The organism is Rhodococcus sp. IEGM 1408, assembly GCF_033142235.1.
Lineage (GTDB): Bacteria > Actinomycetota > Actinomycetes > Mycobacteriales > Mycobacteriaceae > Dietzia.
Window position 1 is genome coordinate 214625 of record NZ_JAWLRW010000001.1, and the last position, 14627, is coordinate 229251.

General features: G+C 69.2%; 14 protein-coding genes. 7 read left to right on the top strand and 7 right to left on the bottom strand.

All coding sequences use genetic code 11. The features are described from left to right. The first annotated feature begins 73 nt into the window (after positions 1-73). Positions 74-862 carry a pirin family protein gene (locus R4P08_RS01035; protein WP_317811890.1) on the top strand — a complete coding sequence of 263 codons (789 nt, stop codon included), beginning with the start codon at positions 74-76 and terminating at the stop codon, positions 860-862. A gap of 20 nt (positions 863-882) precedes the next feature. Here R4P08_RS01035 and R4P08_RS01040 read toward each other — a convergent pair whose 3' ends face one another. Both R4P08_RS01040 and R4P08_RS01045 read right to left on the bottom strand, forming a co-directional pair. After that, positions 883-2595 (bottom strand): BCCT family transporter, encoded by a 1713-nt coding sequence (locus R4P08_RS01040; RefSeq protein WP_317811891.1) that lies wholly within the window; start codon positions 2593-2595, stop codon positions 883-885. Between the two features lie 52 nt (positions 2596-2647). After that, entirely contained in the window at positions 2648-3235 is a 588-nt protein-coding gene (locus R4P08_RS01045) for a CAP domain-containing protein (protein ID WP_317811892.1), read from the bottom strand. Positions 3236-3481: 246 nt separating this feature from the next. Between R4P08_RS01045 and R4P08_RS01050 the strand changes: the two genes are divergently transcribed. Then, entirely contained in the window at positions 3482-4681 is a 1200-nt protein-coding gene (locus tag R4P08_RS01050; protein ID WP_317811893.1) for a glycosyltransferase 87 family protein, read from the top strand. A 15-nt stretch (positions 4682-4696) separates the two neighbouring features. On the opposite strand, the gene R4P08_RS01055 is transcribed toward R4P08_RS01050, so the two are convergent. After that, a complete protein-coding gene (locus R4P08_RS01055; protein ID WP_317811894.1) occupies positions 4697-5470 on the bottom strand; it encodes an acetoacetate decarboxylase family protein in 774 nt (257 codons plus the stop codon). Positions 5471-5590: 120 nt separating this feature from the next. Next, the gene (gene aspA, locus R4P08_RS01060) at positions 5591-7072 is read right to left on the bottom strand and encodes an aspartate ammonia-lyase (protein ID WP_317811895.1); all 1482 of its coding nucleotides are present in this window, start codon (positions 7070-7072) and stop codon (positions 5591-5593) included. A 113-nt stretch (positions 7073-7185) separates the two neighbouring features. Between aspA and R4P08_RS01065 the strand changes: the two genes are divergently transcribed. Both R4P08_RS01065 and R4P08_RS01070 read left to right on the top strand, forming a co-directional pair. Further along, positions 7186-8028, top strand: coding sequence for a phosphatase PAP2 family protein (locus R4P08_RS01065; protein WP_317811896.1), 843 nt, complete (start codon positions 7186-7188; stop codon positions 8026-8028). Further along, the gene (locus tag R4P08_RS01070; protein WP_317811897.1) at positions 8025-8606 is read left to right on the top strand and encodes a macro domain-containing protein; all 582 of its coding nucleotides are present in this window, start codon (positions 8025-8027) and stop codon (positions 8604-8606) included. The genes R4P08_RS01065 and R4P08_RS01070 overlap by 4 nt, the downstream gene beginning before the upstream one ends. 145 nt (positions 8607-8751) lie before the next feature. Here R4P08_RS01070 and htpG read toward each other — a convergent pair whose 3' ends face one another. Continuing rightward, complete coding sequence (gene htpG / locus R4P08_RS01075; RefSeq protein WP_317811898.1) at positions 8752-10797, bottom strand: molecular chaperone HtpG; 2046 nt, start codon at positions 10795-10797, stop codon at positions 8752-8754. A gap of 133 nt (positions 10798-10930) precedes the next feature. Between htpG and R4P08_RS01080 the strand changes: the two genes are divergently transcribed. From R4P08_RS01080 to R4P08_RS01090, 3 genes are all read left to right on the top strand, one after another. After that, a complete protein-coding gene (locus tag R4P08_RS01080; protein ID WP_317811899.1) occupies positions 10931-11518 on the top strand; it encodes a maleylpyruvate isomerase N-terminal domain-containing protein in 588 nt (195 codons plus the stop codon). Positions 11519-11682: 164 nt separating this feature from the next. Then, the gene (locus R4P08_RS01085) at positions 11683-12111 is read left to right on the top strand and encodes a VOC family protein (RefSeq protein WP_317811900.1); all 429 of its coding nucleotides are present in this window, start codon (positions 11683-11685) and stop codon (positions 12109-12111) included. A 60-nt stretch (positions 12112-12171) separates the two neighbouring features. Continuing rightward, a complete protein-coding gene (locus tag R4P08_RS01090; protein ID WP_317811901.1) occupies positions 12172-12948 on the top strand; it encodes an SDR family NAD(P)-dependent oxidoreductase in 777 nt (258 codons plus the stop codon). A gap of 125 nt (positions 12949-13073) precedes the next feature. Here the strand turns inward: R4P08_RS01090 and R4P08_RS01095 are convergent, their stop codons facing one another. Both R4P08_RS01095 and R4P08_RS01100 read right to left on the bottom strand, forming a co-directional pair. After that, positions 13074-13904: an amino acid ABC transporter permease gene (locus tag R4P08_RS01095; protein ID WP_317811902.1), complete on the bottom strand. Its 831-nt coding sequence runs from the start codon at positions 13902-13904 to the stop codon at positions 13074-13076. Beyond that, positions 13901-14563: an amino acid ABC transporter permease gene (locus R4P08_RS01100; RefSeq protein WP_317811903.1), complete on the bottom strand. Its 663-nt coding sequence runs from the start codon at positions 14561-14563 to the stop codon at positions 13901-13903. The genes R4P08_RS01095 and R4P08_RS01100 overlap by 4 nt, the downstream gene beginning before the upstream one ends. Positions 14564-14627 lie beyond the last annotated feature (64 nt).

A 14627-nucleotide genomic window follows, 5' to 3' on the forward strand; every position in this document is an offset into this window, starting at 1 on the left:
GGGTGAGGGACGGTTAACCGACCGCGAACATTCTGGACAGGCGTTGTGACACGTCCATCAGGTAGGGGCCAACATGCTCGTTTCCACAGTCGGGATCCACCGCTCGTCGTCACGCTCCCACGACGGCGGCGGCTGGCTGGACTCCCGGCACTCCTTCTCCTTCGGCCACCACCAAGACCCCATGAACACCCACTTCGGGCGCCTGCTGGTGAGCAACGACGACCGCATCGCCGCCGGTAGCGGGTTCGACACCCACGGCCACCGCGACATGGAGATCGTCACGTGGGTGCTGTCCGGCTCGCTGGTCCACCAGGATTCCGAGGGGAACAACGGGATCATCTATCCCGGCCTGGCCCAGCGGATGAGCGCCGGGTCGGGGATCCTGCACTCCGAACGCAACGACGGCTGGCGCGACGGCTCGATCCGGCACGACCAACCCCCCGGGCAGCCCGTGCACCTGGTGCAGATGTGGGTCGTGCCGGACGAGGCAGGCGGCGACCCCGGATACGAACAGCTCGAGATCGCCCCCGGCGAGCTCGAGAACCAGCTCGTCGTCGTCGCCGGGGGTCTTCCCACCTACTCCGACCGGTCCGCCATCCGGATCCGGAACCGCTCCTCCGCGCTGCTCGCCTCGCGCCTCGCGCCCGGCCGGTCGGTCCAGCTCCCGGACGCGCCGTACCTGCACCTCTATATCCCCGTGGGGTCGGCGGCGCTGGAGGGCGAGGGCGTGCTCGAGACCGGCGACGCCGCGCGCCTCACCGCGTCGGGCGGCCGAACGGTCACCGCCGGTGGGGACGGCGCCGAGATCCTGGTCTGGGAGATGCACCAGGCCATGACACTGCGCGACGTGCGCGGGCACTGACCACCCGCCGGCCGGCCGGTTCAGGTCGCGTCCGACGCCAGCGGATTCGGGGCGCCGTCGTCCTGCTCGGGCCCCGGGATCCGGTGCAGCGGCCCGACCGGCTCAGGCGACGGCACGCCCTCGTTCTCCACCAGCGTCTCCGGCGAATACGCCCGCCGCCACTGCCGCGTGACCGTGGGCGACCGTTCCCCCAGGTCGTCGCGGATGCCGCGGACGAGGCTGTACATCATCACGAAGCCCATCACGAAGAACGGCAACCCGATGACGGTGATGACCTCCTGGAGCGCGGTGAGCCCGCCCTCCCCGGTGCCCGCGAGGATCGTCGCGCCGACCGCGCCCATGAGCACGGCCCAGATGACTCGCTGGTGGACGGGCGAGACCTGGACGTCGTCGTCCTTGCCCGAGGCCATCATGTCCACGACCATCGCCGCGGAGTCGACGGACGTGGTGAAGAAGACGACGACGAGGAGGATCGCGACTCCGGAGACGAAGGTGGCCGCCGGGTAGTTCGACAGGAGCGTGAACAGGGCGCCCGGGATGTCGCCGTCGGCCACCACCGCCTGCGCGAGACCGCCGGAGCCGAAGAGTTCGATGTGGAACGAGGCCATGCCGAAGATCCCGAACCACAGGACCGAGAAGCCAACCGGGAGGCAGAGGACACCAAAGACGAACTGGCGGATGGTGCGGCCACGGCTGATGCGGGCGATGAAGATGCCGACGAACGGCGACCACGTGATGGTCCACGCCCAGTAGAAGACGGTCCACGTGTTCTGCCAGGAGGCGAGGTCGTCGCCCGCGGGGAAGACGTTGTTCCACAGCGCCAACTCGGGCAGGGCCGCGAGATAGATGCCCAGCGACTCCACCGTGCCCTTGAGCAGGAAGAGGGTGGGGCCGGTGACGAGGATGAACAGCAGGAGCGCGACGGCCACCGCGATGTTGAGGTTGGACAGCCGCTTGATGCCCTTCTCCAGGCCGAGCGCCACCGAGATACACGCGATGCCCGTGACGACGGTGATGGTGAGGACCTGGACCACCGGGGACATCGAGATGCCGAACAACTGCTCCAGTCCGGCGTTGATCTGCAGGGCGCCGAGGCCGACCGAGGTGGCGACGCCGAAGATGGTGCCGATCAGCGCGACGACGTCGATGGTCTTACCCAAGGGGCCGAAGACCTTCTCGCCGAGGATCGGGGCGAAGATCGAGCTCACCCGCGGCGGCATCTTGCGCTTGTAGATGAAGTAGGCGAACGCCAGCGCGGGCAGGGCGAAGATGGTCCAGGTGTGCAGGCCGAAGTGGTAGAGCGTGAAGGCCATCGCCTCGCGCGCGGCGTCGGCGCTGCCCGGCTCGACCCCTCCCCGCGGTGGGGTGGCGAAGTGGGAGATCGGCTCGGCGACGCCCCAGAACATGAGGATCGAGCCGATGCCGGCGGCGAAGAGCATCCCGAACCAGGCGGCCGTGGAGTGCTCGGGGGTCTCGTCGTCCCCGCCCAGGCGGACGTGTCCGTAGCGATTCATCGCGATCCACAACAGGAACACGAGGAAGCTCGTCACGCCCAGGATGTAGAACCAGCCGAGGTTGGTCATGATCCAGCCGGACGCGGTACCGAACACGCTGCCCACCCAGTCGCCCGCGACGACGGTGATCAGGACGAACGCCAGGACGATGCCCACGGTGGCGAGGAAGATTCCCGGGTCGGTCTTGAGCCTCAGTGCGCGCATGATCCGGTCGGCCATGTCTCCCCCGTCGGTTCGGCATCACTCCGGCGCGACTGCCCCTAGGAGCGATTCAGTACGCGAAGTCGTGCACCACGAAAACTTTGCCACCGGCAGAGTACGCGATCCCCATACCCGCCGACCGGTACCCCGGGTCGACCAGATTGTCGTTGTGACCCGGCGAGTTCTTCCACAGATCCACCAGGCAGACCGCGCCGCAATGCGTCCCGGCGGCGACGATGTTCTCGCCGTGACCACGGCTCAGCAGCGCGGTGTTGTGGTACACCGCGTCCTCGGCCGCCAGTCGATCGGCCCACGTCTGCGCCTCGGCGTCGAGGCCGGCGTTGGGCGCGAGCGTCCCGAGCCCCTTGGCCACCCGGTAGCTGTCGATCTCACGGATGATGCCGTCGCGCAGTCCACCGGAGACGTTCTGGTATCCCATCTCGGTCGACCCGGCCGCCGCCCACACCTCGGCGGGCACGGCCGCACGGGCCTGGGAGAGCAGACCGTCCACCACATGCTGGGGGATCACGTTCTGGGGGATGAACGACGGCAGGGCCTGGGCGGAGGCTGTCGCGGCTCCGCCACCCATCAGGGTGGCGGAGGTGACGGCGATGGTCGCGAGTGACGCGACGAGTCTGGAGCGCATGGTGGTGATCATGCCGTCCCGGTGAGCCTGAAGCTAACCGATTGACGGATGAGGTAGTCGAATCACAACCGCTTTGTGACCTGCGAGTATCAAAGTTATCTATGTGACTGGAGTGACGCAAAGTCGGCGGCCCCCGCGCCCGCCACGCGCGAGGCGATCACCCCGCTCGACTGGCCTCCCGCTACCGTCGGTTGCGAACTTCCCACACCAGCGCGCCGAGCACGTCCGACCTCCGGCGCCAGAAACGAGAACCAGCCGATGCGCAGATCCCGGATCCTGACCCGCACCCTCACCGTGGCCGGCCTGGTTCTCACCGTGGCGGTGACCGTCGCGGTCCTGGCACAGGCCAGGACGGGCTTCATGCTGGATCTCCAGGTGTTCCAGGATGCCGGCCGGGCCCTGCGCGCAGGACAGGACCTGTACTCCCAGGACTTCCCCACCCGCTCCGGGTTCAGGTTCATCTATCCCCCGTTCGGCGCCATGGTCTTCCTCCCCCTGGCCCCCCTGGGCGCCACCTTCGCGCAGGTCGCCTGGTCCGCCGCCACGATCGCGGCGGTCTGGGCGATCCTGGCCATGGCCGCCCACCGCCTGAAGTTGACCGGCGCGAGAACCCTGGCGCTGGCGCTGACCGGTGTGGCCCTGCTGTTCGAGCCGCTCCGGTCCAACCTGGAGTTCGGCCAGGTCAACGTGTTCCTGTTCCTCCTGGTGGCCGCCGACGTCCTGGGGTTCACACCCCGACCTGTTCGCGGCGTCCTACTCGGGCTGGCCGCCGGGATAAAGATCACCCCTGCCGCGTTCGGTCTGCTGTTCCTCGTCCGCAGGGACTGGGCGTCGCTGGGCCGCGCGGTCGCCTCCGTAGCGGTCACGGTCGCTCTGGGTCACCTCGTCCGCCCAGCCGAGTCCCTGCACTTCTGGACCTACGAGTTCTTTGTCACCGACCGCGGCGGCCTGCTCGACTTCGTCCCCAACCAGGCACTGAGCGGGCTCCTCGCCCGCACCAGATTGTTCTCCCCGGAGGCGCTGGATCTGCCGGTCTACGGCTTCTTCCTGCTCGTCGCGACGGCCGCCACCTGGGGGGCGTGGCTGCTGACCCGGGCGGACCGCCCCGTGGACGCCCTGCTCCTGGTCGCGCTCGGTGTCTTCATCGCCTCGCCGGTGGCCGTGACCCACCACTGGTCCGGGGTGATCATCGCGATCCCCCTCCTACTGGCTCCCCGACGGCGACCCGTACAGATCGCCGTGGCGCTCCTGGTTCTCACGCACCTGATCGGCACCCACTACGCCTACGCCCTCACCGCCAGCAGCACCGTCACACACCTGCTGCAGTGGCTGGTGGGCAACGCGCAGGGGTTGACCGGCATCGCCGCGTTCGCCGTCCTGCTGGTCGACTCCGCGCGGCCGACCCAGCCGGTCAGGTCCGCCACCATCCTTGCGCCGCGCTCGATCGCTCTCCGCTGAGTGGCTCTGGCGCCGTCAGCTGAGCTGCTCGGGCGCCTGGAACTCGGCCTCGAACCGCTCGAAGGAGAAGGTGGCGAGCGCGCGCGCCCGGTCGAGTCCGAGTTCGCGGACCGCCTCGGCGAGTCGGGCGATATCCGCGTCGCCGGCGTCCGCCCCGGGAGCGATCGCGATGCGCGCTCCGCCGAGCGGCCGGAACCGCCCGCCCGCGACCTTCGCGCCGGCCTTCACCATGACGGGCGCACCGTCGAGCATCTGCACGCAGTTCATCCCGAGGGAATGGCGGCCCGGCAGCGGGACACCGACGCGGGTGTCCAGCCGAAGGTCGATCCCGCCCGACCCGGAGGAGCCGACTGCGCCCAGACGTGCGTCATCGAGGGCACCGCCGGCCGAGCCCGCCATGTCGCCCTTCCACTTGGGAAAGCCCCACAGTTCATTGCCCGCCGCGAGCGTGAAATCCTGGTCGACGGGGAGCTCGTGGATGTGCTGCAACACCCCGGCTCCCGGCACCTTGAGCTGAAAAGCCAGTCCGACCTCGTGGTATCCGCCGAGGACGTTGCCCGGCACGTCGTGGTAGCGCACGTGGATCATCGTCACCGGGGTGCGACCGCCCGGGAGCGACACCGGCTCGGCGCCCGCGTCCAGAACCCCGGACTGGCCACCGGCGGCGATGAGTCGGCGGGCCACCTCCGTCCGAGCGAGGAACGCGGCCCCGGAGACGGAGGCGGACACCACGGGGACGGGGAAGGTGATCGAACGGCCGGCGACGACACGGGTCGTGGGAGAGCTCATGCCCCCGACGTTAGCTGCTGACGTGGCCGGGTTCACCGCAATCTGAAACCACAGCACCACAACACCACGGCACCACGAGCCGCCGGGCCTCCCCCCGGGGACGGTCGGAGTTCGGCGTGGTCAGCCGGTGGGGCCGGCCGGGTCCTGGGGTGGGATGGCGGTCGCCTCGTCAACGACCGCCGGTTGGGTGACCGACCTGCCCTTGTACCGCGGGCGCAGCAGGTTGGCCGGGGACAGGATGTCGTCGACCTCCTCCGCCGAGAGCAACCCCATCTCCAGCACGACCTCGCGGACCCCCCGTCCCGACCGCGCGCACTCGCGTCCGACGAGGTCGCCGTTGTGGTGGCCGATCACCGGGTTGAGGTAGGTGACGATGCCGATCGAGTTCATGACATTGGTCCGGCACACCTCCTCGTTGGCGGTGATGCCGCGCACGCACTTCTCCGTCAGCGTGTCGATCGCCGCGGTGAGCAACGAGATCGACTCGAACATGGCCTGCGCGATCACCGGTTCCATCACGTTGAGCTGCAGCTGACCCGCCTCGGCGGCCATCGTCACCGTGACGTCGTTGCCGATCACCTTGAAGCACACCTGGTTGACGACCTCCGGGATCACCGGGTTGACCTTGGCCGGCATGATCGACGACCCCGCCTGCAGTTCCGGGAGGTTAATCTCGTTGAATCCGGCCCGCGGGCCGGAGGACAGCAGCCGTAGGTCGTTGCAGATCTTGGAGACCTTGGACGCGGCCCGCTTGAGGGCGGCGTGGACGTTGACGTAGTCGCCGGTGTCGCTGGTGGCCTCGATCAGGTTCATGGCGCCGGTGACCGGAAGCCCGGTCACCTCACGGAGGTGGTGGATCACCGCCCGTCGGTAGTCCGGCGGGGTGTTGACCCCCGTGCCGATCGCCGTCGCGCCCAGGTTGACATCGAGCAGCATCCGCGCGGCCGCGCCCAGTACGTGGAGCTCCTCGTCGAGCGTCACCGCGAACCCGCCGAACTCCTGGCCCATGGACATCGGCACCGCGTCCTGCAACTGGGTGCGGCCCATCTTGAGGACCTCGCGGAACTCCTCCGACTTGTCGTAGAAGGCCTCCCGCAGCGCGACGATCGCCGGTTCGAGGCGTTCCAGCGCATGCCACAGCGCGATCCGGAAGCCGGTGGGGTAGGCGTCGTTGGTGGACTGCGAACGGTTGACGTCGTCATTCGGGCTGATGACCTCGTACGCGCCCCTGGGGTGGCCGATCCGCTCGAGCGCGAGGTTGGCCACCACCTCGTTGGTGTTCATGTTGACCGAGGTGCCGGCCCCGCCCTGATAGACGCACGACGGGAACTGGTCCATGCAGCGGCCGTCGGTCAGGATCTCGTCGCAGGCGCCGACGATCGCCTCGGCCACCTCGGGATGGAGGACCCCCATCTCCAGGTTCGCGAGCGCGGCGGCCTTCTTGACCATGACCATGCCCCGGACGAAGTCGGGGATGTCGCTGATGGTGGTCGGGGCGATCGGGAAGTTCTCGACTGCCCGGACAGTGTGGATCCCGAAATAGGCGTCCGCCGGGACCTCCTTCGCGCCGAGAAGGTCATGTTCCACACGGGTCTGAGTCATTCGTCCTCCGCTGATCGGGTCGACACGGCCCACCCTAACCGCGCGGGCGGGCGGTTCGCGGGGATCGCCCGTAGCCGCAGCGCACTGCCGGGTGACTGCCTAGGGTGGGGGCCATGTCGCGCACGCCGAGCACCCGCCGCGCCCGGATCCTGACCACGGCGCGGGACGTCCTGCGTCAGCTCTACCCGTCGGACGGGATACTCGGCAGCATCGTCGACCGGCGGGAGATGCCGCTCCCCCGCGGGACGTGGACCATCTTCGGGGTGGCCTTCGTCGGATTCGCCACGCCCGTCATCGGATTCGTCGAGCTGGCCGAGCGCATCCGCGGCGATGCGGGCCTGCCCTTCGACCGCCCCGTCATGCTGTGGCTGCAGCGGCGCCACTCGCCCCGGACCACGCGTGTCGTCCGCGCCGTCACCGAACTGGGCGGCGTCACCGCGGTGCCGCTGTTCGCCCTGGCCACCTCCGCCTATCTGGTCTCCGTCCGGGGCAGCCGCCGACCCGCGGCGCTGTTGACGGTGTCCCTGGTGGGCTCGACGATCATCAATTCGGTACTCAAGGCGCTCTACCGACGGGGGCGGCCCACGTTCTTCACCCACATCGTGCAGGAGAAGAGCTACTCCTTCCCGAGCGGTCACGCCATGGCGAGCGCGGCACTCGCCGGGTGTGCCTGCGTCCTGGCCTGGCCCACCGCGTGGCGGTACCCGGTGATCGCGGGATCCTCGGCGTACGTCCCGACGATCGGCGTCACCCGCATGTACCTCGGGGTGCACTTCCCCAGCGACATCCTGGCCGGCTGGTGCGTCAGCCTGGCCTGGGTGGGCGAGGTCGCGACCATCATGTGGTTGATGGACCGCCTCGACGACTCGCCGACACCGATGATCAGGCGGAGGGGGTCGCGCGAGGCCGTCGGGGCCGGGACCGGTTCCGGAACCGCCTGGAGCGAGGTCGTATGACGACGACGAGGCGCGCCCGGATCGAGCTGTGCCACGGCGACATCACGCGGATGCACGTCGACGCGGTGGTCAACGCGGCCAACAGTTCCCTGCTCGGGGGCGGCGGCGTGGACGGGGCGATCCATCGCGCGGGCGGGCCGACGATCCTCGACGAATGCCGCCACCTGCGCGCCTCCCGCTTCCCTGACGGGCTGCCCACCGGACAGGCGGTGGCGACCGGGGCCGGCGACCTGCCCGCCCGCTGGGTCATCCACACCGTGGGTCCGGTCTACGGGCGGGCGGGCAGCGCGGGCTCCGGCGCGGGTAGCGCGGCGGGCAGCGCGGCGGGCAGCGCGCAGGACGACGGAAATTCGCTCCTGGCCGACTGCTACCGCAACTCGCTGGCCGTGGCCGATGCGCTCGGCGCGCGCACCGTGGCGTTCCCGCTCATCTCCGCCGGCGCCTACGGCTGGCCACGCGAGGACGCCGTCCGTACCGCCCTCGACACCCTCGGCAGCACCGCCACCAGCGTCGAGACCGCGACCCTGGTGCTGTTCGACGCGGACACCCTGCGCCTCGCCGAGACCCTGCTCGGCTGACCGCCGGGGCCCGCTCCGCACCCACCTCGCACTCGGTCGACCCTCGACACGAGTCGGTCGACGTCTCGCAGGATTCGAGTGGGATCCTCCTGCGAGACGTCGACCAGCTCATGGGGCACGTCGACTGAACTCGGGTGCCCGTCCCTCAGATGCGGTCGACCAGCAGCTTGGCGAAGGCGGCCGGGTCGGTGAGAGTGCCGCCCTCGGCGAGGACGGCCGCGCCCGCGAGCAGGCGCGCGGTGTCGGCGAGCCCCGGCGCCGACGGGTCCTCGGCGTACTGGGTGCGCAGCCGCTCGACCACCGGGTGCGTGGGGTTGAGCTCGAGGATCCGCTTGCTCGTGGGCATCTCCATCCCCGAAGCCCGATACATGGCCTCGAGCTGCGGGGTCATGTCGAACTCGTCGCCCACCATGCAGGCCGCCGACTCGGTGAGCCGCTGCGACAACCGCACCTGCTTGACCTGGTCGGAAAGCTCCTCGCCCAGCCACTCGAGCAGCCCGGCGAACTCCGCCGCGTCGGCCTCGTCCTCCTTCTCCTGCGTATCGGAGCCGATGCCGGAGAGGTCCACGTCGCCCTTGGCCACCGACCGCAGGCGCTTGCCGTCGACCTGGCCGACCGCGTCCACCCAGACCTCGTCGACGGGGTCGGTGAGGAGGAGCACCTCGACGCCCCGCGCACGGAACGCCTCCAGGTGCGGGGAGTTCTCTACCGCCGCGCGGGAGGTGCCGGTGAGGTAGTAGATCTCCTCCTGCCCGTCGGCCATGCGGGCGACGTACTCGGCGATGGTGGTGCCCACCTCGTCGTCGTTGCCGGTGGTCTCGCCGGACGTGCCAGCGGCCGGGCGCGTGGAGGCGAACGTGCTCACCGCGAGGATCTGCTCGCGGGCGTCGACGTCCGAGATCAGGCCCTCCTTGAGGACGGCGCCGAAGTTGGCCCAGAAGGTGCGGAACTCCTCGGGGCGATCGGTCTTGATCTGGCCGATGGTCTGCAGCACCCGCTTGACCAGTCGCTTGCGGATCGCCCGGATCTGGCGGTCCTGCTGCAGGATCTCCCGCGACACGTTGAGCGACAGGTCCTGGGCGTCGACGATGCCCTTGACGAAGCGCAGGAACGGCGGGACCAGCTCCTCGCAGTCGTCCATGATGAACACCCGACGGACGTAGAGCTGCACGCCCCGCTTGGTGTCCTGGGAGAACAGGTCGAACGGCACCTGCGTGGGCAGGAAGAGCAGCGCCTGGTACTCGAACGTGCCCTCGGCCTTGAGGGTGATGGTCTCCAGCGGCTCGTCCCACGCGTGCGAGACGTGGCGGTAGAACTCGGCGTACTCCTCGTCCGAGACCTCGGAGCGGGGCCGGGTCCACAGCGCCTTCTGCGAGTTGAGGGTGACGGTCTCGGTCAGGGTGGTCTCGGTGCGGGTGCTCTCGGCGGAGGGGTCGCCTGCCTCGTCGTCGTCGTCGCCCGTCACCCCGGTCTCATCGGACGGCGCCGGCGCCGTGCGCTCGACCTCCATGCGGATGGGCCAGGCGATGAAGTCGGAGTACGTACGCACCACCCGGCGCAGCGTGGACTCCTCGGCGTAGTCGGGCAACGCCGCGTCCCCGCCGGCCGGCTTGAGGTGCAGGATGACCGACGTGCCCTGCGGGGCGTCGGGGGCCTCCTCGATCGTGTACGTGCCCTCGCCGCCCGAGACCCAGCGCGTACCCGCGGCCTCGCCGGCCTTGCGCGTGACCAGCGTGACCGTGTCGGCGACCATGAACGTGGAGTAGAAACCGATGCCGAACTGACCGATGAGGTCCGCGGTGGCCTGCTCGCTGACCTCACCCGACTCCTGCGCCGCCCGGGTGGCCGCGAGCGCCTCCCGCATCTGACCGGTGCCCGACTTGGCGAGCGTGCCGATGAGGTCCACGACCTCGTCACGGGACATCCCGATCCCGTTGTCGCGGATCGTCAGCGTGCGGGCCTGCTCGTCCGGGATCAACTCGATGTGCAGGTCCGACGTGTCGACCCCGAGGGTCGAGTCCTGGAGCGCGACCAGTCGCAGCTTGTCCAGGGCGTCGGAGGAGTTGGAGATGACCTCACGCAGGAAGGTGTCCGGGTTCGAGTAGATCGAGTGGATCATCAGATCCAGCAGCTGCCGGGTCTCGGCCTGGAATTCCATGGTCTCGGCGGTACCGGAGGTCTGCGGGCTCATAGCGATGTCGGTCCTTTCTAGGTGGTATCAAGAGGTGCGGTACGGGTGGGGCGCGGGTGTCCGCGGCGCCTGGATCAACCTATTGCCGCCAGGATCAACCTACTGTGGACGCCAGACATTCCGGAGGTGCCCCGTGTCCCCGTCCCCGCTGCCCGCCGACCACCTGACCACGCTCGACGACGCCACCCGCCTGTTCGCGTCCGCGCTCGCCGACCCGCTCGACGGTGACTGCGACGCCTGCCCCGGCTGGACCCGCCGGGACGTTGCCAACCACGTCCTCGGTGGCGGCCTGCGCTACGCCGCCTACTTCCCGCGGCTTCCGGAGTCGGAGATCGGTTGGACGCGGACGGCCGACCACGCGGGCGCCAAACCGGTACCCGCGCTGTACCGCACCGCCGCCGGGCTGCGCCGGGAACTCGCGAAGGCCCCCGATGCCGACGCCCTGGTGGCCCACCGGATGGCCGAGATCCCCGTCCGGGACCTGCTGGCCCTTCGCGTGTTCGAGCTGGTCGTCCACGCCCACGACCTCAGCCCTCGGACGTGGGACTCCCCCGAGGCGGAGGCGCTCGCCGGCTGGGCGCTCGACCATGCCCGGGACGTGGTGGAGCTCATGCGCACGTTCGACGTGTTCGCCGAGGCCAGGCCGGTGGCCATCGGCGCCGACGCCCGCGCCCGGTTATCGGCGCTGTCGGGGCGATCGCCTGAGTGGTCTCGCGGCTGAGTGGGCGCTCGCCTGAGTGGTCTCGCGGCTGATCGGACGAGTGACGTCCGCGGCCACGATCCGGCGCAAATTGTTCGTGACCGCGATCACCTCAGGGGCTAGCGTTGTCGGCGAGGCGGGCGCCGTCGGCGCCGACCGATCCACCCAGAGTGAGAGGAATCGCGATGGCCATCCAGTGCAGCCCGTATATCTCCTTCCCCGGCAATGCCGCCGAGGCGTTCCCGTATTACCACGACCTCTTCGGTGGACAGCTCGAGCTGATGACCTACGACTCGATGCCGCCCATGGAGGGCATGCCGTTCACCCCTCCGCCCGGCGCGGTCGCGCACGCGACCCTGGAGGCCCCCGGCATCACGCTGACCGGCGGGGACAGCATGGGCGAGGGCCTGCCCCAGTTGGCCAACGACGTCTACTCGTTCCTGCTCGCCTTTGACAGCGACGACAAGGCCCGCAGCTTCATCGACAAGGTCAGCAGCGGTGGGGGCGAGATCGCGATGCCGTTCGAGAGGGCCCCGTGGGGTGACGACTACGGCCAGGTGAGGGACCGCTTCGGAATCCGCTGGGACGTCATGGTCCCCGGTACGCCGGGCTGATTTCGCGCTGACCTACCCGTCCCCGCCATATCGATCACCTCCGCTTGTTAACGTTCAGACATGGAGATCATCGGAGCAAGTGCAATCGTCACGGGCGGTGCGTCGGGCATCGGCGCGGCCGTCGTCCGTCAGCTCGCCGCCAAGGGCGCCAAGGTCGTCATCGCGGACCTCAACGCCGAGAAGGGTGAGGCCCTGGCGAACGAGGTCGGCGGCGTGTTCGTCGCCGTCGACGTGACCAAGACCGAGGACAACCAGAAGGCCGTGGAGGCCGCCCTCGAGCTGGGCCCGCTGCGCTACCTGGTCAATTCGGCCGGCATCGGCTGGGCGCAGCGCACCATCGGTCGCGACGGCGAGTTCTCGTCGGCCTTCGACATCAACTCGTTCCGCAAGGTCATCGAGATCAACCTCATCGGTTCCTTTGACATGCTGCGCCTGGCCGCCACGGCCATGACCCGCGGCGAGGCCGACAGCGACAACCAGAAGGGCGCGATCGTCAACATGGCGTCCGTCGCCGCGTTCGACGGCCAGATCGGCCAGGCCGCGTACTCCGCGTCCAAGGGCGGCATCGTGGGCCTGACCCTGCCCGTGGCCCGCGACCTCTCGGCCGCCGGCATCCGCCTCAACACCGTGGCCCCCGGCCTCATCGACACCCCGATCTACGGCGAGGGCCCGGACTCGGAGGCGTTCAAGGCCAAGCTGGGCGAGAGCGTCCTGCACCCCAAGCGCCTCGGCTCGGGCGACGAGCTGGCGTCCATGGTCATGGAGCTGCTCACCAACCCGTACATGAACGCGGAGACCGTCCGCGTCGACGGTGGCATCCGGATGCCACCGAAGTAGTACGCCCCCGCCATCGAAAAGGACGTTCCGCGCACTCCCCTCTCGGGCGATGTGCGCGGAACGTCCTTTTCGATGGTGCGGGTCTTCGACGGTGCGAGACGGTGCGAGTCTTAGACGGTGTGCGGTCAGGCCTTGGCGCGCCGCTTCTTGAGTCGCCCCTCGAGGTACACGGCGAGCTTGGTGAGGGCGTAGTTGATGATCACAAAGAGGACGCCCGCGACGATGTACGCGGGGACCGTGTTGGCGTACGCGGAGCCCAGGGTCTTGGACCAGTTGAGCAGCTCCAGGTAGGTGATGCCGTAGCCGAGGGCCGAGTCCTTGAGGACGACGACGAGTTGGCCGACGAGCGCCGGGAGCATGGCCGTGAGCGCCTGGGGGAGCTGGATCGAGCGCAGCACCTGCCCGGGGGACAGGCCCACCGCGAGTCCCGCCTCGGCCTGCCCCGAGGGCAACCCGTGCACACCGGAGCGGACGAGCTCCGCGATGACCGCGCCGTTGTAGAGGGTGAGAGCGGTGACGACGGCGGCGAGCGGCGCGTGCTGGTTGGGCACGATGTCGGACGTGGCGAAGTAGCCGAAGTACGCGAAGACCATCATCAGCAGCACCGGGACCGAGCGGAAGAACTCCACGATCACACTGCAGAACCACCGCACGGGGGCGAGCGGCGAGAGCCGACCCATTCCGAACAGCAGGCCGAAGACCACCGCGAGGACGATCGAGATCACGGCAGCGGTGAACGTGCCCCGCAGGCCCGGGATCAGGTAGGAGGTCCACACTTCCGGGTCGGTGACGAACGGCTCCCACATGAAGCCCTTGAGCTGGCCGGCCGCCTCGAACTGGACGTAGACCACGTAGACGATGGCAGCGGCGAGCAGGACGCCGACCACCGTGAAGAGCTTGTGACGCAGCCGGGCCTTGGGGCCGGGGGCGTCGAACAGAACCGCCTGGGTACTCATCGCTTCACCGACAGCTTCCGGGAGAGGGAGGTGGTCCACAGCCCGATCGGGAGGGTCAGGATCACGAACACCATGGCGAAGAAGAAGAACGTCGGGAGACTCGCGCCCTCGTTCTCCGTGATGACCTGCAGCAGACCCGCCGACTCGCCGACGCCGATGACCGCCGCGACCGTCGAGTTCTTGATGAGCGCGATGACCACCGAGCCCAGCGGGGCGATCGATCCGCGGAACGCCTGCGGGAGGATCACCTCTCTCAGCGACTGCCCGAACCCGAGTCCGATGGACCGGGCCGCCTCCGCCTGCCCCACCGGCACCGTGTTGACGCCGGAACGCAGGGCCTCGCAGATGTACGCCGCGTGGTAGACGGCCAGCATGATCGCGGCCCACCAGAACGCGTTCCGGGCGAAGTCGTCCGAGACCGACAGCTGGAGGATGAACGACAGCCCGAGGATGCTGAACACCATGAGCAGGGTCAGCGGGATATTGCGGAACGTGTTGACGTAGGAGGTTCCGAGGCCCCTCAGTGCGGCCACCGGCGAGACGCGGAGGATCGCGATGATCGTCCCCAGCACCATCGCGCCGATGGTCCCCAGAACGGATAGCTGGATCGTGACCCAGACCGCCCCCAGGACGTCGTAGTCGGCGAAGATGTCGCCCATGGTCCACCTTCCAGCGTCAGGAGTCCTGCACCTCCGCGCCACCACTGTCCGGTGGCGCGGAGGC